Origin of the sequence: Paenibacillus sp. Mc5Re-14, assembly GCF_001049835.1 — a bacterium.
Taxonomy (GTDB): Bacteria; Bacillota; Bacilli; order Paenibacillales; family Paenibacillaceae; genus Paenibacillus; species Paenibacillus polymyxa_C.
Map to the genome: position 1 here is coordinate 1365878 of NZ_CVPD01000001.1, position 22543 is coordinate 1388420.

Annotated in this window: 21 protein-coding genes and 1 pseudogene; 5 read left to right on the forward strand and 17 right to left on the reverse strand. The window is 44.0% G+C overall.

What is annotated here, in order from left to right; all coding sequences use genetic code 11:
- Positions 1–100: 100 nt before the first annotated feature.
- Together BN1546_RS06345 and BN1546_RS06350 are read left to right on the forward strand one after the other, a co-directional pair.
- Positions 101–1743: pseudogene (locus BN1546_RS06345) on the forward strand (peptide ABC transporter substrate-binding protein).
- Entirely contained in the window at positions 1743–2123 is a 381-nt protein-coding gene (locus BN1546_RS06350) for a DUF3899 domain-containing protein (RefSeq protein ID WP_090736593.1), read from the forward strand. Before BN1546_RS06345 ends, BN1546_RS06350 begins: the two are co-directional and overlap by 1 nt.
- A 245-nt stretch (positions 2124–2368) precedes the next feature.
- Here BN1546_RS06350 and BN1546_RS06355 read toward each other — a convergent pair whose 3' ends face one another.
- The 16 genes from BN1546_RS06355 to BN1546_RS06430 all read right to left on the reverse strand — a co-directional run bounded on the left by BN1546_RS06355 (position 2369) and on the right by BN1546_RS06430 (position 18402).
- Positions 2369–3046, reverse strand: a complete 678-nt coding sequence (locus tag BN1546_RS06355; protein WP_025676162.1) for a vWA domain-containing protein — start codon at positions 3044–3046, stop codon at positions 2369–2371.
- A 43-nt stretch (positions 3047–3089) separates the two neighbouring features.
- Positions 3090–3638, reverse strand: a complete 549-nt coding sequence (locus tag BN1546_RS06360; RefSeq protein ID WP_090736596.1) for a hypothetical protein — start codon at positions 3636–3638, stop codon at positions 3090–3092.
- 338 nt (positions 3639–3976) lie between these two features.
- A complete protein-coding gene (locus BN1546_RS06365; RefSeq protein WP_090736599.1) occupies positions 3977–5077 on the reverse strand; it encodes a toxic anion resistance protein in 1101 nt (366 codons plus the stop codon).
- 95 nt (positions 5078–5172) lie between these two features.
- Positions 5173–5853, reverse strand: coding sequence for a hypothetical protein (locus BN1546_RS06370; protein WP_090736602.1), 681 nt, complete (start codon positions 5851–5853; stop codon positions 5173–5175).
- A 58-nt stretch (positions 5854–5911) separates the two neighbouring features.
- On the reverse strand, positions 5912–6943 hold the full coding sequence (locus BN1546_RS06375; RefSeq protein ID WP_090736605.1) for an ATP-grasp domain-containing protein: 1032 nt from the start codon (positions 6941–6943) through the stop codon (positions 5912–5914).
- Positions 6944–6968: 25 nt separating this feature from the next.
- A complete protein-coding gene (locus BN1546_RS06380; protein WP_040102022.1) occupies positions 6969–7796 on the reverse strand; it encodes an HAD family hydrolase in 828 nt (275 codons plus the stop codon).
- Positions 7793–8944, reverse strand: a complete 1152-nt coding sequence (locus BN1546_RS06385) for a cysteine protease StiP family protein (protein ID WP_090736608.1) — start codon at positions 8942–8944, stop codon at positions 7793–7795. Before BN1546_RS06385 ends, BN1546_RS06380 begins: the two co-directional genes overlap by 4 nt.
- Positions 8941–10284 carry a phosphoribosyltransferase family protein gene (locus BN1546_RS06390; RefSeq protein ID WP_090739135.1) on the reverse strand — a complete coding sequence of 448 codons (1344 nt, stop codon included), beginning with the start codon at positions 10282–10284 and terminating at the stop codon, positions 8941–8943. The genes BN1546_RS06385 and BN1546_RS06390 overlap by 4 nt, the downstream gene beginning before the upstream one ends.
- Positions 10285–10336: 52 nt before the next feature.
- A complete protein-coding gene (locus tag BN1546_RS06395; protein WP_040102024.1) occupies positions 10337–11524 on the reverse strand; it encodes an HpcH/HpaI aldolase/citrate lyase family protein in 1188 nt (395 codons plus the stop codon).
- Between the two features lie 167 nt (positions 11525–11691).
- Complete coding sequence (locus tag BN1546_RS06400) at positions 11692–12426, reverse strand: TerC family protein (RefSeq protein WP_013369621.1); 735 nt, start codon at positions 12424–12426, stop codon at positions 11692–11694.
- Positions 12427–12452: 26 nt separating this feature from the next.
- Positions 12453–13718, reverse strand: a complete 1266-nt coding sequence (locus tag BN1546_RS06405; protein ID WP_064962509.1) for a TerD family protein — start codon at positions 13716–13718, stop codon at positions 12453–12455.
- A 101-nt stretch (positions 13719–13819) separates the two neighbouring features.
- A complete protein-coding gene (locus BN1546_RS06410) occupies positions 13820–14401 on the reverse strand; it encodes a TerD family protein (RefSeq protein WP_013369619.1) in 582 nt (193 codons plus the stop codon).
- Between the two features lie 32 nt (positions 14402–14433).
- Positions 14434–15009 (reverse strand): TerD family protein, encoded by a 576-nt coding sequence (locus BN1546_RS06415; RefSeq protein WP_013369618.1) that lies wholly within the window; start codon positions 15007–15009, stop codon positions 14434–14436.
- 45 nt (positions 15010–15054) lie between these two features.
- Complete coding sequence (locus BN1546_RS06420) at positions 15055–15648, reverse strand: TerD family protein (RefSeq protein WP_013369617.1); 594 nt, start codon at positions 15646–15648, stop codon at positions 15055–15057.
- A 28-nt stretch (positions 15649–15676) separates the two neighbouring features.
- Complete coding sequence (locus BN1546_RS06425; RefSeq protein ID WP_090736610.1) at positions 15677–16123, reverse strand: tellurite resistance TerB family protein; 447 nt, start codon at positions 16121–16123, stop codon at positions 15677–15679.
- A 494-nt stretch (positions 16124–16617) separates the two neighbouring features.
- Positions 16618–18402 carry a hybrid sensor histidine kinase/response regulator transcription factor gene (locus BN1546_RS06430; RefSeq protein WP_090736613.1) on the reverse strand — a complete coding sequence of 595 codons (1785 nt, stop codon included), beginning with the start codon at positions 18400–18402 and terminating at the stop codon, positions 16618–16620.
- Between the two features lie 146 nt (positions 18403–18548).
- On the opposite strand from BN1546_RS06430, the gene BN1546_RS06435 reads away from it, so the two are divergent.
- The 3 genes from BN1546_RS06435 to BN1546_RS06445 are packed head-to-tail and all read left to right on the forward strand — an operon-like array spanning position 18549 to position 21126.
- Positions 18549–19460, forward strand: coding sequence for an ABC transporter ATP-binding protein (locus BN1546_RS06435; RefSeq protein WP_090736615.1), 912 nt, complete (start codon positions 18549–18551; stop codon positions 19458–19460).
- Positions 19457–20392, forward strand: a complete 936-nt coding sequence (locus tag BN1546_RS06440; protein WP_016821476.1) for an ABC transporter permease — start codon at positions 19457–19459, stop codon at positions 20390–20392. The genes BN1546_RS06435 and BN1546_RS06440 overlap by 4 nt, the downstream gene beginning before the upstream one ends.
- A 35-nt stretch (positions 20393–20427) precedes the next feature.
- Positions 20428–21126, forward strand: a complete 699-nt coding sequence (locus BN1546_RS06445) for a DUF4097 family beta strand repeat-containing protein (RefSeq protein ID WP_040102028.1) — start codon at positions 20428–20430, stop codon at positions 21124–21126.
- Positions 21127–21207: 81 nt separating this feature from the next.
- On the opposite strand, the gene BN1546_RS06450 is transcribed toward BN1546_RS06445, so the two are convergent.
- Entirely contained in the window at positions 21208–22515 is a 1308-nt protein-coding gene (locus tag BN1546_RS06450) for an MFS transporter (protein WP_058711019.1), read from the reverse strand.
- Positions 22516–22543 lie beyond the last annotated feature (28 nt).

Below are 22543 nucleotides of genomic sequence, written 5' to 3' on the forward strand. Positions count from 1 at the left end.
CCTTTATGGAAGTGCGCACACGCGGCATACCTGCCGGAAAGGAGGTTGAATAAATCCCGGCTGATCGTTTAACTAACCATAATAATGGAGGAAAACCACGATGAAAAAAATGCATTGGATGACGATCATCTTACTTTTAGCCGTAACGGCTTTGGCAGGATGCTCTGGCACTGCAGACAAGACAGCAAGCAACGACTCGTCCGCTGCGTCTCAAGCAGATGTCCCGCAAGAAATTACAGCCAATCTGGCAGGTGGCGAGCCTTATACGCTGGACCCTGCCTTCGCATCAGATACAACGTCCTATTTGTCATTGATAACCTGTATGAAGGGCTGTATACATACGACAAAGCCGGTAAAATCGTAGAAGGTGCTGCCAGCAAAGTAGACGTGTCTCCTGACGGCAAAACATACACCTTTACCATTCGTGACGGCGCAAAATGGTCGAACGGTGACCCGCTGACTGCTAAGGATTTTGAATACTCCTGGAAACGAGTCCTGAATCCGAAAACGGCTGCCTACGATCCTTCTGCCCTCTACTATATCAAAGGTGCCGAAGCGTACAACACAGGCAAAGGTAAAATTGAAGATGTAGGTGTTACAGCTAAAGATGATAAAACGCTTGTCGTTGAGCTAAAATCACCGCTGAGCTTCTTCCCAACGATTGCTGTCGGTCACGCCTATTTACCCGTGAACCAAGCTGTTGTGGAGAAAAGCGACAAATGGGCAGCAGAAGCTAACACGATTGTCGGCAACGGCGCGTATGTAGCCAAGGAATGGAAACATAACGAGCAAATTACGCTGACGAAAAACGATCAATACTGGAACAAAGATGCCATTACAATGGCAACGATTAACTTTAAAATGGTTCAAGACTCCACAACCTATTATCAAATGTACAAAACAGGCGATCTGGATCTGATCTTGAGCCTCCCTGTGGATACACTGGATCAGGAAAAGAGCAGCAAGAAATTCCTGTCGCACCCATCCTTCAGTGTGTACACGTATTCTTTCAACGTAAAACAAAAGCCGTTTGATAATAAAAAAATCAGACAGGCCATTGCCTACGCTATTGACCGTGAAGCACTGGCTACCAGTGTAACCAAAGGTGGCGAAACTCCTGCATACGGATATGTTCCATACGGAACGACAACACCGTCCGGCAAGGACTTCCGTGATGAAGCGCCGAAAAAATACTATGAGTTTGATGCAGCAAAAGCAAAACAATTGCTGGCTGAAGGACTGAAAGAAGAAGGTTTGACCAAGCTGCCACCGATCACCTTCAAGTACAACACGTCGGACAAGCATAAAAAAGTAGCTGAAGCCATTCAAGAAATGCTAAAAACGAACCTGGGCGTTGAAGTGACGCTGGAAAATCAGGAATGGAAAACATACATTGATACCTTTAAACAAAAGAACTTCCAGATCGCCCGTATGGGTTGGGAAGGAAACTTCCTTGATCCGCTTGGCGTATTGGGACACTATACTTCCAAAAATTCGAACAACTTTACCAACTGGAGCAACCCGGAGTATGACAAGCTGATCGAATCTTCAACCTTTGAGCTTGATCCGGCAAAACGCTTTGAACAGCTTCATCAGGCAGAAGACGTATTGATGGAAGATCTGCCGATTATTCCGATCCAGTTCTCTGCGGATACCGCATTAATCAGCCCTAAAATTCAAGGCATCGTATTTGACGCTCGTTCGAACCCAGATCTACGTTTTGCAAAACGGGTTGAAAAATAATGATTTTACGTTTCGGGATCACTGCCCTGATTGTCGGTACCTTAGGATTTTTATACGCCGCACCCCATCTCATGTATGGTCGTGAAAACCTGGCTACCGCAAATCTGCTATTTCTGTTAGGATTGCTGGGCTTGGTGATCAGTGCGATCTTCCATGTTCTGCAAAGTGGCTTTCTCACCCTCTTTCTGCGGGGATTTGCCGACATCGGGCAGTTATTCATTCGTCAATCCAAGGCATTACAGGAGGAAAATGAACGTTTGCGTTCCGATGAATCTCTGTCTGCCTGGAAAACATCCATGTTCCGCCACCTCAAGGTATATACTTCGGGGTGCGGGACGGGACTTTTACTTTGCTCGATAGTATTAATGGGGATGAGTTAAGGAAATGAGAAGCTTTCTTGCGGTTGGTGGACGCTGCGCGTGCAGATTGTTCTTCCGAACGCTTCGCTTCTCCAGAACAATTCTGCCCGCTCCGCTAGCAACCGCCAATAGAGCTTCTACATGTTTTAGTGATTGGTAAAATGAAAAGAGAGAGTTCCGCAAAGCATTTGCTAGCAGAGCTCTCTCTTTTTTCATTTTTTATATTAAACTTTGAAAAGTTTCTCATAGTACAAGACTTATTAGCCTTAATAAATATGCTTTTCCTTCGCTTCTTGCAGCCATGACGGGAACTCGTTAAGTAATAGTTCGTACAGTTGATTGTCTTCCATAGATTCGATATCTTGTATTTGAAAGAAATTGGCGTTATCTACCACACGACCTTCTATGTTGTCGAGCTTCTTTAATACGCCAAAATCGGATTCACCCACACCGATAAATTGCCAGAAAATTGGCTCTCCTGATGAATCAATGACTGCGTTGTCAATATTGTCCCCTTTGCCACGCTTCACACCGCCATCATTAATAAAAATAACAAAAGCCGGATCTGAAGAGGGTTCTTCCTTGGTGTACTTGGCGATGACATCACGCATCACTGGAGGCTCATCATTTCGACCAAACTTGGGCAAATAATCATTGGACAAAATATGTTTTTCAACATAGTTGTCAACGTCATTTTCGGTAACGGATGGCAACCGTGAAAAACGGTGATCATACACCCATACATCCAGTACACCATCATCATCCAAAGAACTTGCTACCGCAACAATTCGCTCCAACACTTTTTGAACGGTACCATTTTTGTACAAACTTCTCATAGATCCTGAAATATCGAGCACTAATCCAACTCTCGCGGTCACATTCGTTAGATTCTTTTTAGTCAGTACCAATTGCGCATTCTTTTTAAGTAAAGAAATACCGCTCATGTTCCCCACGCTCCTCTATGATGTTTTCACTAGTCCATTTAATCTACCATCTGCGTCGTCGCTCGTCGCCACTTAGGGGAAAGTCGCTCAATTCTCCGAGTTGGTCATGTGCAGCCTTATAAATGCGGAGGATAGCTTGCACCTTGTTAAAATCATTGTCTTCCGGTCCGAATCCTTCCATATACATCCTTTGGATGATGTTTTGGAAAAAATCGATACGTTCGCGGACAGAATCCTGCTCGATTTGCAGCACATCTTCAAAGCTGTGTGTCTCAGCAAATTCAGACAGCTCATCAAATTCCTGTTCCTGATATCGCTCTCCCCGAGTTTCGGGATTGAGGTCAATAGAGGTACGCAGGGTTGACAATAAAATATTTTCGCGTGCCAGCATGACATGAAAGTCTTTGTTCTTAAACAGATCTGTAACGATCAGACGGCACATTTCCTTGTTCTGCAACAGAATCCCATCAAAGGGATGCAGCGTCCACACACCGTAATTAAAAAATAAATTAAAATTGAAGCTACTGCTCCCATACCGATATACAATGTTGATTTTCGATTCATCGATGATTTCAAATGAAAATTCCAGCATGCATTCTCCTTTGGGATTCCAATATTTAACTCTATCCTATCAGAAAATGCATGATTTTCAATAAAAAATTTTATTTCACAGTTTCATTTAACTCCACAATAGAGTCTGCTTTTTCGCTACTGGCAGCCACGAGTAAAAAGACAATCACACACCCTAAAATAAAGGACATCATACGCTCATTCTCTCCTTTGTCATTTCACTTTTTAAGAGTTTATGCACGAGAATGCTATATATGTCATCATGTCCTTTATTGTCCACTGCCAAACAAAAGAAAGACGCCCTTGGGACTCACCCTGGCGTCTTTTTTCATAGATTATTATATTATTGTATATTAGCTATCAGTTCAAAAACGAACTTAGACCCTCAGAAGAAAGGTTATCCTTCAGTGGTTTGGATTGTTCTTTCCCTTCGATGCCCAAACGTTGGCTAAGGTTGGCATTGATTGCTGTCATTTTACTTGTATAATCATGGCAGCTTTCAATAATCCGACGGTTTGATTTTTCAGACAGATCCAAAGCAGATACCAAATCGCCAATCGCCTGATTCACAGCTTCCAATGACATCGATGGCTTGCTAAGCAGATCTGTCGTTCTTTCGGTCGTCGTTTTGAGAAGCTTTGCATTTTCCTTGAATTGATCCTCAATCGTACGGTTAGTCGCATCAACGGCTGAAATAATTTTATCTTGATCGGCCAGTGCCATCGCGATCATAGCCGATACGGTGATTAGATTCGATGTTTTATCAATCGCATTATTGACAGAATCAATCAGTTTATCATTGTTATCATTAATAATATCCGTTGCTGCAATGGCCTGATTGTATAACAGGATCATTTCAGTCATCGACTGTGTACGAGTAACTACTTTGCGCAATCCCCGTTCCAGATGAGGCTTGCGATTTTCATTTTCCGGCTTGGCAATCTCGGCTTCGAACAGCTCTTTCAAGCGATTACCAAAGGCAATCTTCGTCTGCAAATTGTAGATTTCTTCAATGGAAGCCTTCTTCAACTGTCTCATGCTGACGATGTTTTCTTCCAAATTATCCTTGCCATCTCTCAAGGCAGTAATGATTTTTTCGATGTTGGTCTTCACCGACTGATACTTATAAATGTAGTTTTTCAACGGACTTTTACGCAGGAGCTTGCCAAAAAAACCTACATCTTTACTCTGCTGAAGCGTTTCGCATTCATCTCGGAGTTTTAAGATCATATTCGAGACCTCAGCCCGATCACCGGACATGAGGTCGTTTACCGGACGATCTAACATTTTAAGGGTTTGTCCCGCCCGTTCCTGCGTTTTAACCCCCAGCTTACCAATGTCATCCATTAAGGTATCCAGACTCATAACATCGCTTTGCGATACCTTTTGAATCAGCCGCGAAGCCTCCTCAGTCACCTTTTGTTCATCTTCTTTTTTCAATTCAGCCCATGGGGTCGCCATCATGCTAACCTCCTATTCTGAAAACAACTGTTGCTGAAAGCTAATAGTTATTGTTCAGAGCAGCTATGCTGCTGATTTTTATTCTTTAAAGTAACCTACAGTTCGGAACTGCTGTATCGCTGGTGAATAAGCTCTGCTTTACTCTGTAATTCCATCAGATCCTTATGCTCCACCGTGGATACAATCACAGATATTTTGCTATCCACATCTCGCAATCCGTTTAGTAGCGTCCTCCGGTTGGTCCGTTTCGCATCGCCACTAAGCCGAAGAAACGGGTTAATCAGTCCGTTCAAGTCCTTCAAAATCAATCTCCGAACCGTGTGATTCACTTCACTGTTGTTCAATTCATGCAAAAGCGGGATGACCCGCTGCAAACGTGCAAATAGAGCCAGCGCCTTCTCGACAATCTCGTTATCTAGCGCATCTTTCTGTCCCTCGGAGATCACCATATCCTCCAGTACCTCCAAATACTCCATCACCTGAGCAAATTCACTGCTCACCTGACCTGGTTGACGTACTTGTCCTGTTATAGACTCCGGTCGAACGGCATCTTCCTTTTCATGCTGCTGTGTCTCAACGACCTGCTCCTGCACCACCGGAATCACGGAACCAGTCAGATTAGGTCGAGGATGGCGAACAGCCATGATAAGGCTATATCCTCCCAGACCAATGATCGGAATCGCCAAACACACAAACAACGGCAACCAAGAACTTAGTAAAAGCGCAATCAGGTAGCTGACCACAGCAATCGTGGCACCCCACATTTTAGAAGTCATAGCTTGTACCTCCTGACGTAAACCCTTACCATATTGTAGAAAACAATATTTGCCTATGTCAATGTAAGGATTGGCGTATCGTGATCGGCTGCTCGATATGACTAGCTAGAATGTCGTATTGCGGGTGTAGTGAACCGATTTCATGACCCAAAGCCGATTTCACCGCCAGGTAAGGGAAATTGATACCTGACAAGCATGATACATGAAGACCTCCCGACATCCGTGGATTGATCTCTAATAGCTTAGCCCGCTCGCCGTTATATTTCACTTGAATGTTATAATTGTACGGAATGTGATACGCCTCAGCGACCTTCTCTGCCACCTTCAACAGTTCAGAATGCTGCTCCAGTAGCCGTAATCGCCCTCCTGCCTTCCTACGCGGAACTGCTGCTAACAATTTTCCCTTTCGGTCAGCCAAGCAGTCGATACTGTATTCGTATCCCTCCAGCAGTTCCATCACCATCAAATTGGGAAACGTCTCTGTGGAAGACAATACGCGATAGGCCTCCTCGAACGAAATATGATTCAGCGCATGACCGAACAGTTCCTCCAGTGGATTGCGTTCATTATCGATGATACGAAAGCCCATTCCGCCTTCTGCATTACATGGCTTGAAGCATACCTTGTGCCCAAGCGCTATTAATGACTCATACGCCTGTCTAAACTGCTCGGCATTACTGGCAATGGCATAATCGGGAATGGTGACAATATCTTTTTGACGAATGGATTCATAAAATAGGCCCTTCTCCATCAATTGCTCCAGCAGTTCGGTATCCCGGCACACCATTACTTCTGTACCAATATCGTCGAACAAATAAAGATGCTTGCTAATATCGAGCATATTCCACCGTGGAATAAAGACATCAATTTCATGTCGCCTGCAAAAATCAGCACAAAACTGTGCATACTCGACACCGCTCGTGCGCGGCTCTACTTCAGCTACATCACTGGCCTGTAGTGCCATGTGCTGCGGGTCCGAATGTGTGGCATAGATCTCGAACGGAATACCGTCCTCATTGTTACGAATAGCGTTCATATAATGATACACCACCGAAAACCAGCGGTTAAAATACACTTTGACCTTCTTCACAGCGCCACGTCCCCTACTATTTTAATCATGAAGTACGAGCCGCTGATATGCTCCCGTGCACTTCATAGACATATTCCATAATTTCATCTGCTGCATAAACCCCCGACACTTCCGTAAATCGGTAGTTGACCTCTAGCTTATCCCGCAGCTGTTCCCGATACAATTCACCATGACGCGGGGCAATCGCATAGTCGGCATAATCCAGCAGACAACGGTCCAGTAAAGAGTCACCGGATGCAACCACAGCTCCCCCATTGGTAAGGTTACGGATATGCTCCACAGCTGTCTGTTTATTCACGGCCGCAGGCACCAGATATACTTTACGGCCTTGAATGGATACCTCCCAGCCCATTTCATGCATCATCCGCGCCTTCTCCAGCACCTGTTCCAGCGGCATACGGTCCCTTTCAATCACAAAAGCATAAAATAGTTCATCGCAAAAACGTTCGCTTACGACCCAGTCCTCATGCAGCACCTGTCCGAACACCTGACGTGCTTCTTCCGCATGAGCACCATCGCGGCGTACTTGTTCGTGAATACGCCGATTCCACTCTCGGTCCACCTCGCCACCGACGATGATGTTTCCGCCGTTACTCGTCACGGCATATGCGGGAATCAGCTCCGTCTGAAACACGGTGATTCGTTTATACTGTTCCATGGTCCGAGTCGTCACAGGCATAAACATGACATCTGCCGGTAATGTCTTGAGCCATTGTAAAGCTTGCGCAGAAATAAAGGCCGACGTCGCCCCGTCGATCTGTTCCGCAGGCAGCAGACCAGGGGATTCCAGCGGCATGCCAAGCGAACGTTTGGAATAAATCAGTGTCTGATCCAGATCACTTGCATAGATCATTCTTGTCCCCCTTTAAGCGGCTTGATGATCCCGCAACAGGAATAGGTCAATCCTTTAAATACCTCTACAGGCACTCCACGATCCTTGGCCAGCAGCATAATATGCTGAAGATTCGGATTATCTTCACGGTCAATCAGAATTTTCCACGGCACCCTGCGGAGCAATACGCGAGTCGTCTCCCCCACTCCTGGCTTGACCAGATTGATATCCCGAATACCAAATGCCTGCTGAATCGCCTCAATATCCCGTAAGCCCTGCCACGTCACGACAGGCGGATTCAATGTCATCTGTTCCGCATATGCAGCCGCCGTTTCAGCCACGGATTGAAAGTAACCGGATACCGTATCCACAAACGTATTGGATTGATCCACTGAACGCCAGGATTCATAAAATTTAGCCCCATGAAAATCGTCCGCACCTATCAGATCGTCCCGAAGTACCGTCCGGCTCATCAGTCCTGATACCGTTGAATTCAGACAAGCGCTCGGGATCAAATAATCTTCTCGTGTACCAAAGGTCTCCGAACAGCTGCCCGGATCGGCTAGCACCGCCAGATCATCATTTAGGCGCAGCCCGTAATCTGCATTCATTTCACGGCAGGCCTCAATCAACACCTGACGAATGGCGCCTTTCCCCGTCCAGCCATCGACAAACTGAAGTTCAATCCCCAGTCCATGCTGCTGTAGAATGTACAAAATAGCATTCCGGTCAATACCTTTGCCACGAATAATAGAAATACTGTAATGCGGCAAGGATACGCCATACTTCCAGTCAATATAACGCTTGATCAGGATGCCAATGGGCGTTCCCGCTCTGGCAAGAGAAACAATCGCCGTGTTCAGACCTCTTTTTCTCACAATCATCTCAGCCACAGAAGCTGCCGCTAATGCAACCTTTTGGGCAGATTGGGCAAGCGTTTCGTGAAACAATCCAATATACTCTGCTGTGGGCTGGTATTCCACAGGCAGCATTTCTGAATAATGGACTCCAGACTGTATCGCCTCTTCCCGATCCTCTGTCCCTTTTTCCAACGCAACCCGGCTCAAATCCTTCAATAAAAAAGTGACATCCGAGGCAGGATAACTGCCTAGCGGTACGGGCGGATGAATGTTCTTCTGCTGTATTTGCTCCATGAGTGCTTGCTTCATATCCGCGCTCCTTTACTCTCCTGCTTAGTTAAACTGTTAAAATAAACGACATGCACTTTATCACAGCCCAGACCGCTTAATGCATCCAGCATGGGCTTCATTCGCTCTGGATCCGACTCTCTTTCCAGCAAAACGAATATTTCGTCATACTGACCGGGCTCTACATTATAAATAAAATTGCGTACCGTACTGTCCTCAGGCGAGGGATAGGTCACACCACAAGCGACGCCATACTCTTCTTCCCGGTGGGGATACACCGGGCTGCGTGTCGTCGATTGGTAATAAACATCCGGGCCTAACTCCGCAGCAATGCGCATAGGAATGTACATGAATTCACCCGTACCCATTACCAGTGTGCGTTGCCCTGAACGAAGTTGGTTCAGTCGTTCAGCTGTACGCGTGATTTCTGCATCCAGCGCTGAGTTATCAGCGGATTGTAGACCAAAACGACCTGTATATTTAAGATAAGGAGTTGTATTGGCATACCCGTCGGTTGATAGGGAGCTATGTGATACTCGCTCAAAAGCGGAAGCATCCTTTTCAAGACAGTGGTCAACTACTGAAAAATCTTTGTTAATCTCTACGGTGCTAGTGGCTGCATGCTCAGCGTTTCCAGTCTGTCCGGCATATTCTGTGTGGTCCAGTATCGGTGCTCCCTGTATTTCTATCTTTCCTTTGAGCAAACTTAAAGGCGTAATCCTAATACCTAGCTCTGCTTCCAGATCGGCAAAAGCCTGCTCATCGCTGTCTGTCCGCCAGTCCAATAACGAAGCTATCACATATTGTTTGCGCGGAAAATGCTCCTGAATATCCCGTATAATATTAAGCGTTGTTTTTCCTGTCGTAATCTCATCATCTACCAGCACAATGGGTCCATCTCCGGCAAAAGCATCCTCATTCAGTGCATAACAACGATGATCAACAGCGTGCGAATGCTCTTCTTCAAACCGAATAATAGGCCGAAGGCCCGGAATATCCTCGCGTGTCGTATGAATATATGTAGCACCGTCATCAAACAACCGATACATGCTGTGCCCCAGTGCTGTAGCCGTCTCGGCAAAACCTACAAACTTGATTGGCTCTGGAAAAGCAAAAGACAAACGTTCATCCATCAGCTTTTCATAGGCCTCTTTCGCATAATTCGAATCAAGAAGTCCTCTAACGGCCTCTCTAATCAGTTTATCCATCTGTTGTCCTGACTGTGGGACAAGCTCTTTATATAGCAGGATTGCCAGTGCTGCCCCACTTAACAGAGAGGTGTATGGATTTACCGGAATATGCTTGCCCAGCACCTTGCTGACAAACAAAAACGAACGCTTTTTGTTGACCCGTGCCGCCATCGCAAACAGCTTGTCCACAGGAAGACGGAATGGATTATGAGTCTCCGTAATTTTAACGCTGAACTGCTCCAGAATTGGCAGCAGATGTGTTTTCGTGGTTGGGTAAGAGACTGACAAAATGTTGTTGTTCATGTAACACCCCGTATACTTTAGATCTATTTATAATACGATAAGCCCAATTCAAATGAGGCTTAATTTCATTCATTTTGTTGGCATAGGTGCTCTTGAATACACCCAGACTACCGTCGTTACGTTCAACAATCTCAAGTGCATCCATATACTCTTCATGAGTCACCGCATACATGGCCTGTACCGGCTTAATGTGGGACGGATGAATGATCGTTTTGCCGATAATCCCATTCTCTTTATCCATCATAACTTCGCGAATCAGCCCATCCACTGCATCTGAGATGAAGTCCATTCGCAAGTAGCGCCCCGGCTTCCCAAATGCGTCTTCAAAAGGCGACACTCTTAATTGAGGTTTAAAGATACGTTCCCGGTGAGAGAAATATTCCCATACAGGACCGGAAATGACATAGTCCGAGTCCACGCGTCCGAACAAGTTAATAATATCTGCGATGCAGTCCCGAATGACGGCAATCTCATAAATCGTAATATCCGGGCTGCGTCTCAGCCCATACAGACTGGAGAAATCAGTAGCCCCAATTCGTACATTCAGCACATATTCCTGAACCTCGTCCAAAATTTCTTTAATCGCCAGCAGCTCTTTCCAACGGGTTTCCCGATAAATAATTTTAGAGCTTTCAAGAATCGGCAATCCATACAACACAGGCGTGCGGCTTGCGTCTCCTGCCCCTGTATGCATAGTCCGGTTATATTCAGCAATGAGTGCAAAATACGCCCGTCCATTATCAGAGGAGAACTTGGGGAGGACAAAGCCCGTAAGCAGCTCCAGGGTTTCTCCCAAACTGTTCAGCAGTCGTTCCAGCTGTTCCACAGATCGCACACGTACAAACAGCAAAGGTAATTGCTGTTCACTCATCATCCCTGTCCGTACATAGGACAATAGTTGAAGCAGTTGCTGTGCCAGCGATTCTTCAGCCTGTCCGACCTGCTGATCCCCTATAGCATCCTCCAAATCCAGAATGACCGTTGTTAGTCCTTCATGCTTTCCATTCTTGATCTCTTCCGCTACTTCCAAGCGAGTCGCCGGCATGTACAAAGCCGCTCCTATGGCATAAGCCAATATACTTTTGGGTGAACGGTTATGAAACTCCATCGGTGGAGTACAAAAGATCGCTTCTACTTCCTCAGAGGTTAAATCATTAAAATATTTCAGGGCCCTTCCCCTCCTCTTGCTCTTTCTTGCCTGATTGAAGCCCTGTGCCTCGGGTATAAAAGAAATCCCCCCTTAGTTTCAGGAGGGATTTCGCTATACTTTGTACATTAAGCCTCTTTGTCGGCCTTTTTCTTTCTTTTTGCCGAGCTAAGAATCATTGTGCCTACAAAGACGGCAATCAAAATGCCGAAGAATAATACTTGCGACATGTGAAAGCCAAAAGCAGCAGCCAGCATTTTACCCCCGATAATGGCGATCATAATAAAGGCTGTCTGTTCCAGTTCCGGAAATTTATCAATGAGCTTGAGGAACACTTGTGCAACACCACGCATCATCAGAACGCCGAGTATACCACCCAGGAACAGAACCCATACTTTCTCGCTCACACCAAAAGCGGCAATGACACTGTCAATACTGAAGGCAATATCCATCAGTTCGACCATTAATACGGTTTTCCAGAAAGAAGTAGGTTTGTTTTTCACTTCTCCATCACCCTCGGACTTGAATAAGCCCTTATAAGCGATGTAGAGCAGATAAGCCGCACCCAGTACCTTAATCAGCGTGAACTTAATCAGGAATGTACCCAAGCCGATGGCCAGGAATCTGAATATATACGCACCTAAAATCCCGTAAAATAAGGCTCTCTTTTGCTGCTCCTTCGGTAAATGCTTAACCATAACTGCGAGAACCAAGGCGTTATCCGCCGACAAAAGACCTTCCAGCAAAATGAGAGTTCCAATAATCCCCCAACTCACCGGGTCAGTAAGCGTACCTACCACATCACTCCATGAAAAGAAATGGCCGTAGTTCTCGCTGATATTTTTAAATAAATCATTCAACATGAAAAGAGTGCCTCCGATAATTCAATTTATTTACTCCCCTGCGTCCAGCGCATGCCCCAGTTATATGCCTGATCCATTTCACGATGACCGCCATAAAACTGTACGAGTCTCTCAATACTGAACGTTTCATCGTTCACATTTTGGATCATTGCAATCGCACACATCCCTTTGCGATTGTCATGTTCATTCATATGAACGATAATGTCTGGCCCGTCCTTCTGGTACAGCGTGACTACCCCGTCTGCTTGTGACCAGTTCGTGACTCCTTCATAAATGAAGGTAAACACCAAAATTCGCTTAATTTCAGAAATTTTAGCCCCATTAATACGGAGATTTTCCCCTGTTTTCACAGAGCCCGTACGGTCGTCACCATCCAGAGCAATGTACGGGAAGCGATTCAGAGAACCGAAAACTTCCCCAAGCGCCTGAACGACACCTTTATCCCCGTTCTTCATCTCATACAAGCAGCCCAGGTCCAGATCGACACCCTTGGAGCCACGACTGAAAAAGCCCTTACTCTGCTGTACCTGATTCCAGTTCAGATTGATTAGGATTTCACCTAATCCGCCTGAGCCCTTTTTCAGGTTAATGGTGTCGCCCTTTTTCTTCAGCTCAATTTTCCGCAGATTCAGATTCACCGGAGTTGCAGATGGCTCTGGCTTTGGAACAGGAGGTGCAGGTGGCGGTGTTGGTGCTGGCCGAGGCGCTGGAGGTGGTGTAGGCCCTGGCGCCGGAGGAGCCGGATTATTTTCCACTTCAATGCCGAAATTTTCACACAACGCATCCAATCCACCGGAAAAGCCTGCGCCTATCGCGTTAAACTTCCATTCACCGTTATGGCGGTACAGCTCGCCTATCACAATGGCCGTCTCGACTGTAAAGCCACTATCCAAATTAAATCGTAAAACCTCTCCATTAACCGGATGAACAAAACGTATAAATCCGCCTTGAACCTGTCCAAAATTTTGCCGTTTCTGATCCGCATCATAAATGGTCAGCGTAAACGCAATCTTCTCGATATGGGAAGGTATTCTGGTTAGGTCCAGCGAAAACTGTTTCTTGTCACCAAACTGTTGTCCATCTGAATAGGTGATAAAGGGTGTGGTCGGATTATTGTAAAAGATCAGATCCTCATCGCCCGATACCTTCCCTCCAGGGCCTAACAAAAATGCAGAAGTATCGAGTTCCAGAGCCGCTGAAGACTCCCAACCGATCCCTATGTTGACATGGCTCAGGCCCGGATTCGTTTTGGTCAAATCCACCTTCTGCCCTTTTACTACGATAACAGCCATGATTGTGTCACCTTTCTGTCCGTTTGTCGTGTTCACGTACGTTCTTCAATGGCTTAAAAAGAAAGGGGTAGCGCCCCTTTGGACACCACCCCAAGTGGATATTATTGAGCGTCCAAGCCATAGTTTTTAGCAAGCGCACCCAATCCACCAGCAAAGCCACTACCGATAGCCTGGAATTTCCAGTCCGCATTGTGACGGTAAAATTCACAGAATACCACAGCTGTTTCGGTGGAGAAATCTTCTCCCAAATCGTAGCGCAACACTTCACGATCCGTTGCCGCATCTACCACCCGTACAAAAGCATTGGACACTTGTCCAAAGTTTTGCGCACGGGCCTCATAGTCATAAATCGTAACTGTAATCCCGATACGATGGATGTTTGCAGGAATCTTTGCAAAATCAATAATAATTTGCTCGTCATCCCCGTCGCCCTCACCTGTGCGGTTATCGCCTGTATGAGTAACAGCACCCGCTCCACCTGTTGGGTTATTGTAGAATACAAAATCGTCAGCTGCCTTTGCTTTACCGTCCTCATATAGCAGGAAAGCCGAAGCATCCAAGTCAAATTCTGCGCCGCCACTGTATTTATTGGTATCCCAGCCAAGACCTACGACCACACGAGTCAAGCCTGGATTTGTTTTGGTCAGATCAATCCGTTGTCCTTTCGAAAGACTAATCGTCATACTGCATACCTGCCTTCTTCGTGTAGATTTTTTTAAGCTAAGCCGTAATCGCGTGTCAACCCTGCAAGACCATCCTGGTAGCCGCTACCAATGGCATTGAACTTCCACTCACCGCTATGGCGATACAGCTCGCCTACCACAACGCCTGTTTCGATCGAGAAATCTTCTCCCAAATCAAAGCGAACCAATTCTTCGTTGTTTGCTTCATTTACAATACGCGCATAAGCACGGGACACTTGTCCAAAGTTTTGGCTGCGTTCTTGTGCATCATAGATCGTAATCGTAAAAGCGATCTTTTCTACGTTAGCAGGTACATTGCTCAGATCAACTTTAATTTGTTCGTCATCTCCGTCACCTTCACCTGTGCGGTTATCTCCGGTATGAACGACAGAACCGTTCTCGTTTTGTGGATTATTAAAGAAAACGAAGTTCTTTTCCGTTTCTACTTTGCCGTCCGCATTCGCCAGAAATACGGATACGTCCAAGTCAAAATCCTTACCACCATCGTACTTATTGGTGTCCCAGCCGAGACCAACCATAATTTTGGACAAACCTGGGTTTGTTTTCGTCAAATCAATTTTTTGACCTTTAGATAAGTTAATTGCCATGAGTAAGTACCCCGTTTCTCATTAGTTTTGTATGAGCAACCTAAATTACATGTAACGCTCAGCCAGCACATCAATATGTACGGCATGGGTGCCTGCACCGATTGCAGCAAACTTCCATTCGTCATTGTGGCGATAGAGCTCCCCGCAGATCAGCGCAGTCATTCCCTCAAAATTATCAGATAAATTAAACGTCACCAGTTCCTTGGAGTTGGCACCGTCCAGAATGCGGATATACGCTTTCTCGATCATGCCGAAATCCTGTTTCCGGTTTACGCAATCATATATATTCACAACAACAAGCACTTTATCGACATTGGCCGGAATCCGTGCCAGGTCAATCATAATTTGTTCATCATCGCCGTCACCTTGTCCGGTCAGATTATCACCGGAATGCACGACTGAGCCGCACGGGCTTTTTTTATTATGGAAGCATACTACATTGTCAGACTGAGTTAGTTTCCCGTTAGCATCCAGCAAAATGGCAGAAGCATCACAATCAATATTGGGTTGCTTCTTGAAGCCAAAAAATCCTTTGGACTGCACTGGGTCCCATCCCAATCCGGCTATAACCTTGGTTAGTCCTGTGTTTCCCTTGGTTAAATCAATTTTCTGGCCCTTGACCAGATTAATTACAGCCACTGATTAACACACCTCCCTTCCGTAAAATTTACAGACTAAATTCAGACGGATTCAAACCAAGAGCGCCACAAATCTCAGCAACAATCCGTTGCTCATTGGCATCAAAGTCACCGTCAGCTGCACCAATCGCACTGCATACGCCGACGACAAGTCGACCTACTTCAGGCTTGCCTTTCAATTTACCAATCGCTTTCAATGCTTCCTGTTTGCCGATTTCAGGTGAAAATTCAAAGTTCGCTACATAGTGATTGAAACGGTTGATGACCTCACCCATATCAAACACTTTCAATTCTTCACTAATATCTATGTATCCGGCCATTTTTGTTTTCTCTTCCGGACTAATAGTACCGTCGGCAAATGCTACTAATGCACAACCTGCAACAACAGCTTCCATAAAATCTTTATTCTTAAATTTCTTAACCTGGTCTCCAAGTCCTTTTTTAGTTGTATTCAACCAATTTTTAAATGTACTCATATTTCCCTCCACAATTACGTATTTGGGTATAATCTATCCTAGTTAATTTCTTCCTTTACTATAACCTGAATTACGATCTTATTCTACAATAATATACAAAAATGCGGTAAATCTGATCTACCTTTTATAGGTATACTCTCTATCTTTAGCCCTATTTTCTGTCGAAAGTATCCCTTCCATTATCCCCCATTAGATAGTGCAATTGCAAGTTTGTAGAATGGTAGACTTCTATGGATATGCAACAAAATACAATTGCTGTTCTACATATACGGTTTTGCTAAGGTAAACGTTGCGCATACTTGCGGATCAACAGCATACAAAAATAGCGTCGACCAAATTTAGGACGACGCTATTTTCACTTCAATCTATTAGGTTCGGTGGTACTATAGCTACTCTTTTAATTCCGAAGCTGAAAAACTCTGTCTAATGCAGGATATCTCTTTCACGTTGTTTAAACAAGTGACATACGCTGGTGTCTACATACCTTGCTTTTATTAAGAGTCTGTAAGCAACTCTGTTTTAGCTTTTTCAATTGCTTCGTCACGGCTCTGCACTTGCATTTTTGAGTATATGGTCGAAATGTAGTTTCGAACAGTTCCTTCAGACAAGTGAACCTTGCTTGCAATTGCTTTATAACGGTGTCCTTCAGTTAAACAATGTAGAATTTCCAACTCCCGCTCTGTCAGTCCATAAGGATTCTTCATCGTCCCCGTCATTTGCTGAAACAGTGTACTTGCTACTTCTTGGGTTATCATCGTTCCTCCGTGATGCACTAGCCGTATCGTATTAGCCAGCTCTCTTGGATCAATTGATTTTAGTACATAACCTTCAGCACCCAAAGCTAGTGATTTCGTAGCATACGAAATGTCATCAAAGGTTGTGATCATAATTACACGTATGTTAGGCCAGCTTTCTTTAATTAACTTCGTCGCAGTAATACCGTCCATCTGGGGCATATGTACATCCATTAATACAACGTCTGGCGGATCGCTGGCACATCGATCTACAGCAACGTTTCCGTCTTCTGCCGTTTGAATTCGAAAATCAGGTTCGTTTTTGAGCAACAGGCCTAAACTGTCCCGAATGAGTAATTGATCATCCACCAACAATACCTTGATCTCTGGATTACTAACATCTGTATCCTGAAGTAATGGTATAGAACAGGTCACAATCGTTCCTTCGCCTTCTTTGGAATGAAGGTATAGCTTGCCTTGAAGGGACGAAAGCCGCTCTTTCATTCCTGAAAGACCAAACCCGAACTTAATTTCGTCACTTCCCTTCCCATTGTCCTGCACCTGCAAAATGATCTGGTTATGGTCGTAGTGAAGAAGCACCTGAATAGAATTGGCATGCCCATGTCGGCTGGCATTAGTCAATAATTCTTGTAAACAGCGGTACAAGGTCAGTTTTGACTGTTTTAGTACAGGAAGCGGCTCCCCCATCGTTCTGAACACAACACGAATGGCAGTATTTTTTTTGAATTCATTAATTATATTGAGCAAGGATAAATCCAAAGAGGGATCTTCCTCCATAGGGTCCATCTGATGAACTTGCTTTCGGATATCTTCGAGCCCTGTTCGACCAAGTTGAAGAACAGATTGCAATCTTTCAATCCCCTCTTCAGAAGAGATATAAGGACGTAATGTTTCCATACTTAAGATAATGGAAGTGAATGTATGACCAATCGAGTCATGAAGCTCGCGTGACATGCGATATCTTTCTTCCAATAGTGTCATCTGTTCAACCTGAGTTGAATACTGCTCAAGAGTCTGATACTGCTTTTTTATTAATTCGAGTTTTTGTTTGATCCGATCTATAGAACGAAATGCCATTTGTAATCCGAAACCAATACCGTATACAAACGAAGCATCCACTAAGTTCTGGAATACGTCCTCTATCGTCCAATGAAACGCCCCTCTTCCTCCCAGACAAAACATCAACAACGCAAGAGGAAAAGTTACCGCATGTGAACGGCCGCGGCTATAAAACGCAATCGTAAAAACAGCTGGCAAAAATAGCCGGACAAGCTCATATTGATGAGCAAATAGCAAAGAAATTCCACCCACTAGAAATACTTCAGCCAACAAATACCAGAGATAATGGCTTCGATCAATGAACAAAGGTAGTGAATAGCAAACGAGAACAGTGATAAATACAACAGTGAAAGGGAAAGATGGGCGGTCTTGATACGATAGCAAAACAAAGCAAATCAACCACAAGATTCGGAATACAGCAACAATCCATTCCTGCCAAGACCAGCGCATATTGCATCCAAACATGTAAGTACCCCATTCTTCTTAAATTAAGGTAATTTTTTCAATCTTTTCACATCATAACAAGGTCATGACATTTTGTCACTAGGGAGTATGACTGCACTCCTGATACTTTATAGACAATCAAACTGCTGGCGGGGAGGGAATCGTTGTTGTCACTATTACAGATTCGTAATTTAAGTAAAAAGATTGGGAAGAGAACCATTGTTGAAGGATTGTCCTTGGATGTGAAGGCGGGAGAAATCATGGGTCTTGTTGGCCCAAATGGAGCGGGCAAGACGACCACTATTCGGATGATCGTAGGTTTAAGTTCAAAATCAGGAGGCCAGGTATTTATCCACGGCCAAGATATCGATCGCTCCTTCGAAAAGGCAATGAGACATGTAGGGGTTATCGTCGAAAATCCAGATCTGTACAAATATCTATCCGGCTATGACAATCTGATTCATTTCTCAAGAATGTCTCCAGGGGTTTCTTCGGAACGTATTCAGGAAGTAATCTCGCTCGTTGGACTTGAGGACAGCATTGATAAGAAAGTGGGAACTTATTCTCTTGGCATGAAGCAGCGACTGGGATTAGCCGTTGTACTGGCCCATAAACCTTCCTTACTTGTGCTTGACGAGCCTACCAATGGTTTAGACCCAGCAGGAATAAGAGAGCTTCGGGAACATTTAATCAATCTGTCTCAAAAAGAAGGCGTTGGTGTTCTTATTTCTAGCCATCTTATGGCTGAAATGGAACTGATGTGTGATCAGGTAGCGATTTTAAATAAGGGAAAACTGATTGGTATCCATAATGTAGCTGAGATGATGGATAATCGGCTTGCTCCTGTTCGGTTTGAAGTAGATAGACCCGAATTGGCTCTTCCGGTATTCCAGTCCATACTGGCGGGGAAAGAAATTATTGCAGATCAACAAACTCTACAAGTTGACATTACAAAGGATCAAATTCCGGGTATTACAAAAAAACTTATGGATACGGGGGTGAACATATACAGCGTTCAGATCACGAAACAGACACTAGAGGATAAATTTATTGAAATCACAGGGGGAATTGAAAAGTGATTCAGTTAATTCGCAATGAAAACATGAAGATTTATAAGCGTAAACGTACCTGGTTTATCATCATACTGCTTATTTTGTATGTATTAATCCAGATGGCCAATTTAAAAAGTTCTGGTATGACTGAGTACAATGAAGGCTGGAAAACACTTTTACAGCATGAAAATTCGAAGCTAACGAGAGATGCAGCAAAGTCAGACGCTCTACCCATTGAGAAAAAAATGGCAGCAGAAAAAATTTTGATGAATCAGTATTATTTGGACCATAACATCGCTCCTCAATCCAATGCTTGGAGTTTTACAGTGAGTCAATCCAGAAATTTAATTGTAGGTATCTCTCTTTTAGCTCTTATCGTGGCTGGCGATATTGTAGCCTCTGAGTTTTCTGCCGGTACAATCAAATTTTTACTGACACGTTCAGCTACACGCTCGAAAATTTATTTTTCTAAATATATTGCAACTCTCTTGTTTGGGATATTTTTGGTTCTGCTCACTTTTCTGGCTGCCATATTTTTCGGCGGTTTAATGTTTGGCTTTAAGGGGATCGGCGATCCCTACTTATTCGTCAAGGATCAAACCATTCAGCAGGCAGATATGATTCAAGCCTTGTTAGGTGGGTTTTTATTTAATATACCTTTTATGGTTATCGTGTTGACATTTGCATTTATGATTTCTGCAGCATTTCGCAGTGTTACATTTTCTATTGTATTCTCTATGCTGGCAGCTATAGCAGGATTCGTCTTGAGTATCACCATGAATGGATGGCCTTGGACAAAATATTTTGTGTTTTCCAGCACAGATCTCAATCCTTATTTTTTTGGAACAACACCAGTGGAAGGCATGACCCTGGGCTTCTCACTGTTCCTTCTTCTACTTCATCTGGTCGCTATGCATCTCGTTTCATATCCTATTTTTACAAAACGGGATGTAATCTAAATCTATACTAACTATTCTGAAATGGAGTGATTGAAATGAAATGGCTCACTACTTTAGTGATGATCTCAATGTTACTGTTAACTGCGGCCTGTTCATCCAAACCTGCAACATCTTTAAACAAGGAACTTGAACTATCATCTGCCGGTATTTCCAGCTTAGTTTTAGATAATAGCAACGGTCAAATTGAAGTTGTCGGAAAAAACAATACAGATAAAATACAAGCCAGTGTCGTTGCTAATGGCAGCAACATGGATAAGCTAAAATTAAGTCTGGAGGGAAAAGATGGTGTAGCTACGCTTAATACTTTTTTCGAAGGCCAATTCATGTCAACAGGTCCCCAAACAGTTGATGTCAAGCTCACCATTCCGGAACAAATGAAACTAGAAATTAAACATCCGCATAGAGATGGAGATATTCAAGTAACGAATTTAGCCTCGGATGTAAGCATTGAAAATGTGAATGGTAATATCACGCTTAAAGAAATCGGTGGAGCCATTGATTTAACCAACAGAGATGGGGGAATTACTATTCAAAATAGCTCATCCGATGTCAATATTGAGAATGTAAACGGACATATTCAAGCAGATAAAATAGGGGGTACTGCATATATTGAGTTAGGTGACGGCTCTCTGGATATTGATCAAGTTGCAAAAGATGTTGTCATTATTCAGAGCGGCAATGGAAAAGTAAGCATCGGTGATGTGAAGGGGAAAGTAACTCAAAGCAAAAAATAACTGAAAGACCAAAAGGCCAACTTAAGTTGGCCTTTCCATTAACATCAGGTCCTTCAATCACATCATAAGCAGAAATTCAGTTTATAATGCTGATACCCGTTCTTTTTCACCTACGCTATTAAGGACTGGTTCGGCATTTTGACTGAAAAAGTTACGTAATTCTTTGTTCTTATGAGCCATGATACCCATCACCAGAGCAACTATTCCCGAAGCCAGAGGAAGGTATACCCAATGGATTCTATCCAATAGTATTCCGTACAACCCGATTCCGAGCGGAGTTGCTAGCATAGTGATCGAGCTAATTACACCAAACACCCCGGCTCTGATATGTTCTGGAGTATACAGTTGCACATAAGAAATCATGGGGACATTGCTCATCGAATTAAAAAATCCGGTTACTGCCAAAATCATAATGAAGATGAACGTCATCTGTATCAGGCTTCCTGCTGTTGAGGGAAACAATAATGGGAAACACCATGTCAAGAATAAGATGGCTTGAAGCTGAAACAGGATAAATATTTTGGTAATAACAAATTGATGTACTTTCCGACGTGAAACCACAATGGCTCCTGCAATGACTCCTACGAACCAGGCTCCTTGAATAACAGACAGTTGCTGAGCTGAAAGTTGAAGTTCCTGATAAGTCACATACGGCAGTACAACCTGGATTAACGGAGCCAGCATAAAATTGATGCCAACAAAGATGACAAGTAAATACATGATGGCTTTTTGCTTGTTTATATACGCAAACACGTCTTTTACGCTGTCTAAATAACTTGAGGATACCGTTTGTTCATCAGATTTCCTGAATTGTAACCATAGTTGCATTAATCCAGCCGAAATAAATGTTATTCCGTTAATCATTACAATCGTTTCCAAGCCCCAAGCTCGATAAGTAATTGCACCCAGGATCGGGCCAAGTACATTTATGATTGCTCCTATGCTTTGATAAGAAGAGTTTGCGCTATGAACTTTTTCCCTTTCCACTAAGTTAGGAATTGACGCATTCAGCGTTAGGAACGTAAATGATTGAATTAAGCTTAATATAACGGAAAACACAGCAAGCAACATAACATTGGTTGAGTCCAACAAGAAAATGGGTAAAAAGATTAGTAGCGCTATGCCGCTTAATATTTCGGTTATGACAAGCACTTTTTTCTTATTACTCCGGTCTATAACTACACCTGCAAAAATATTGACAAATACTCCGGGCAGAATGGACAAGCCTAACACCATTGAAAATACAGTGGCCGATCCGGTGATGTCCAAAATATATAGACTTAAAGCAAACTTAAAAATCGAACTTCCTAGCTCGGATATAAGCCTGGTCACAGAAAAAATAAATAGATTCCGGCGAGCATAAAACGAGAATTCCTTTGGCTGATTCATGAGATCCCCCTATTCGGTTAGGGCAAGA

Bases quoted from the DNA above. Each gene is read 5' to 3' on its own strand.
- BN1546_RS06350 (WP_090736593.1), top strand. From the start codon at position 1,743: ATGATTTTACGTTTCGGGATCACTGCCCTGATTGTCGGTACCTTAGGA.
- BN1546_RS06355 (WP_025676162.1), bottom strand. From the start codon at position 3,046: ATGAGCGGTATTTCTTTACTTAAAAAGAATGCGCAATTGGTACTGACT.
- BN1546_RS06360 (WP_090736596.1), bottom strand. From the start codon at position 3,638: ATGCTGGAATTTTCATTTGAAATCATCGATGAATCGAAAATCAACATT.
- BN1546_RS06365 (WP_090736599.1), bottom strand. From the start codon at position 5,077: ATGGCGACCCCATGGGCTGAATTGAAAAAAGAAGATGAACAAAAGGTG.
- BN1546_RS06370 (WP_090736602.1), bottom strand. From the start codon at position 5,853: ATGACTTCTAAAATGTGGGGTGCCACGATTGCTGTGGTCAGCTACCTG.
- BN1546_RS06380 (WP_040102022.1), bottom strand. From the start codon at position 7,796: ATGATCTATGCAAGTGATCTGGATCAGACACTGATTTATTCCAAACGT.
- BN1546_RS06385 (WP_090736608.1), bottom strand. From the start codon at position 8,944: ATGAAGCAAGCACTCATGGAGCAAATACAGCAGAAGAACATTCATCCG.
- BN1546_RS06390 (WP_090739135.1), bottom strand. From the start codon at position 10,284: ATGGCGGCACGGGTCAACAAAAAGCGTTCGTTTTTGTTTGTCAGCAAG.
- BN1546_RS06395 (WP_040102024.1), bottom strand. From the start codon at position 11,524: ATGGAGTTTCATAACCGTTCACCCAAAAGTATATTGGCTTATGCCATA.
- BN1546_RS06400 (WP_013369621.1), bottom strand. From the start codon at position 12,426: ATGTTGAATGATTTATTTAAAAATATCAGCGAGAACTACGGCCATTTC.
- BN1546_RS06405 (WP_064962509.1), bottom strand. From the start codon at position 13,718: ATGGCTGTTATCGTAGTAAAAGGGCAGAAGGTGGATTTGACCAAAACG.
- BN1546_RS06410 (WP_013369619.1), bottom strand. From the start codon at position 14,401: ATGACGATTAGTCTTTCGAAAGGACAACGGATTGATCTGACCAAAACA.
- BN1546_RS06415 (WP_013369618.1), bottom strand. From the start codon at position 15,009: ATGGCAATTAACTTATCTAAAGGTCAAAAAATTGATTTGACGAAAACA.
- BN1546_RS06425 (WP_090736610.1), bottom strand. From the start codon at position 16,123: ATGAGTACATTTAAAAATTGGTTGAATACAACTAAAAAAGGACTTGGA.
- BN1546_RS06430 (WP_090736613.1), bottom strand. From the start codon at position 18,402: ATGTTTGGATGCAATATGCGCTGGTCTTGGCAGGAATGGATTGTTGCT.
- BN1546_RS06445 (WP_040102028.1), top strand. From the start codon at position 20,428: ATGAAATGGCTCACTACTTTAGTGATGATCTCAATGTTACTGTTAACT.
- BN1546_RS06450 (WP_058711019.1), bottom strand. From the start codon at position 22,515: ATGAATCAGCCAAAGGAATTCTCGTTTTATGCTCGCCGGAATCTATTT.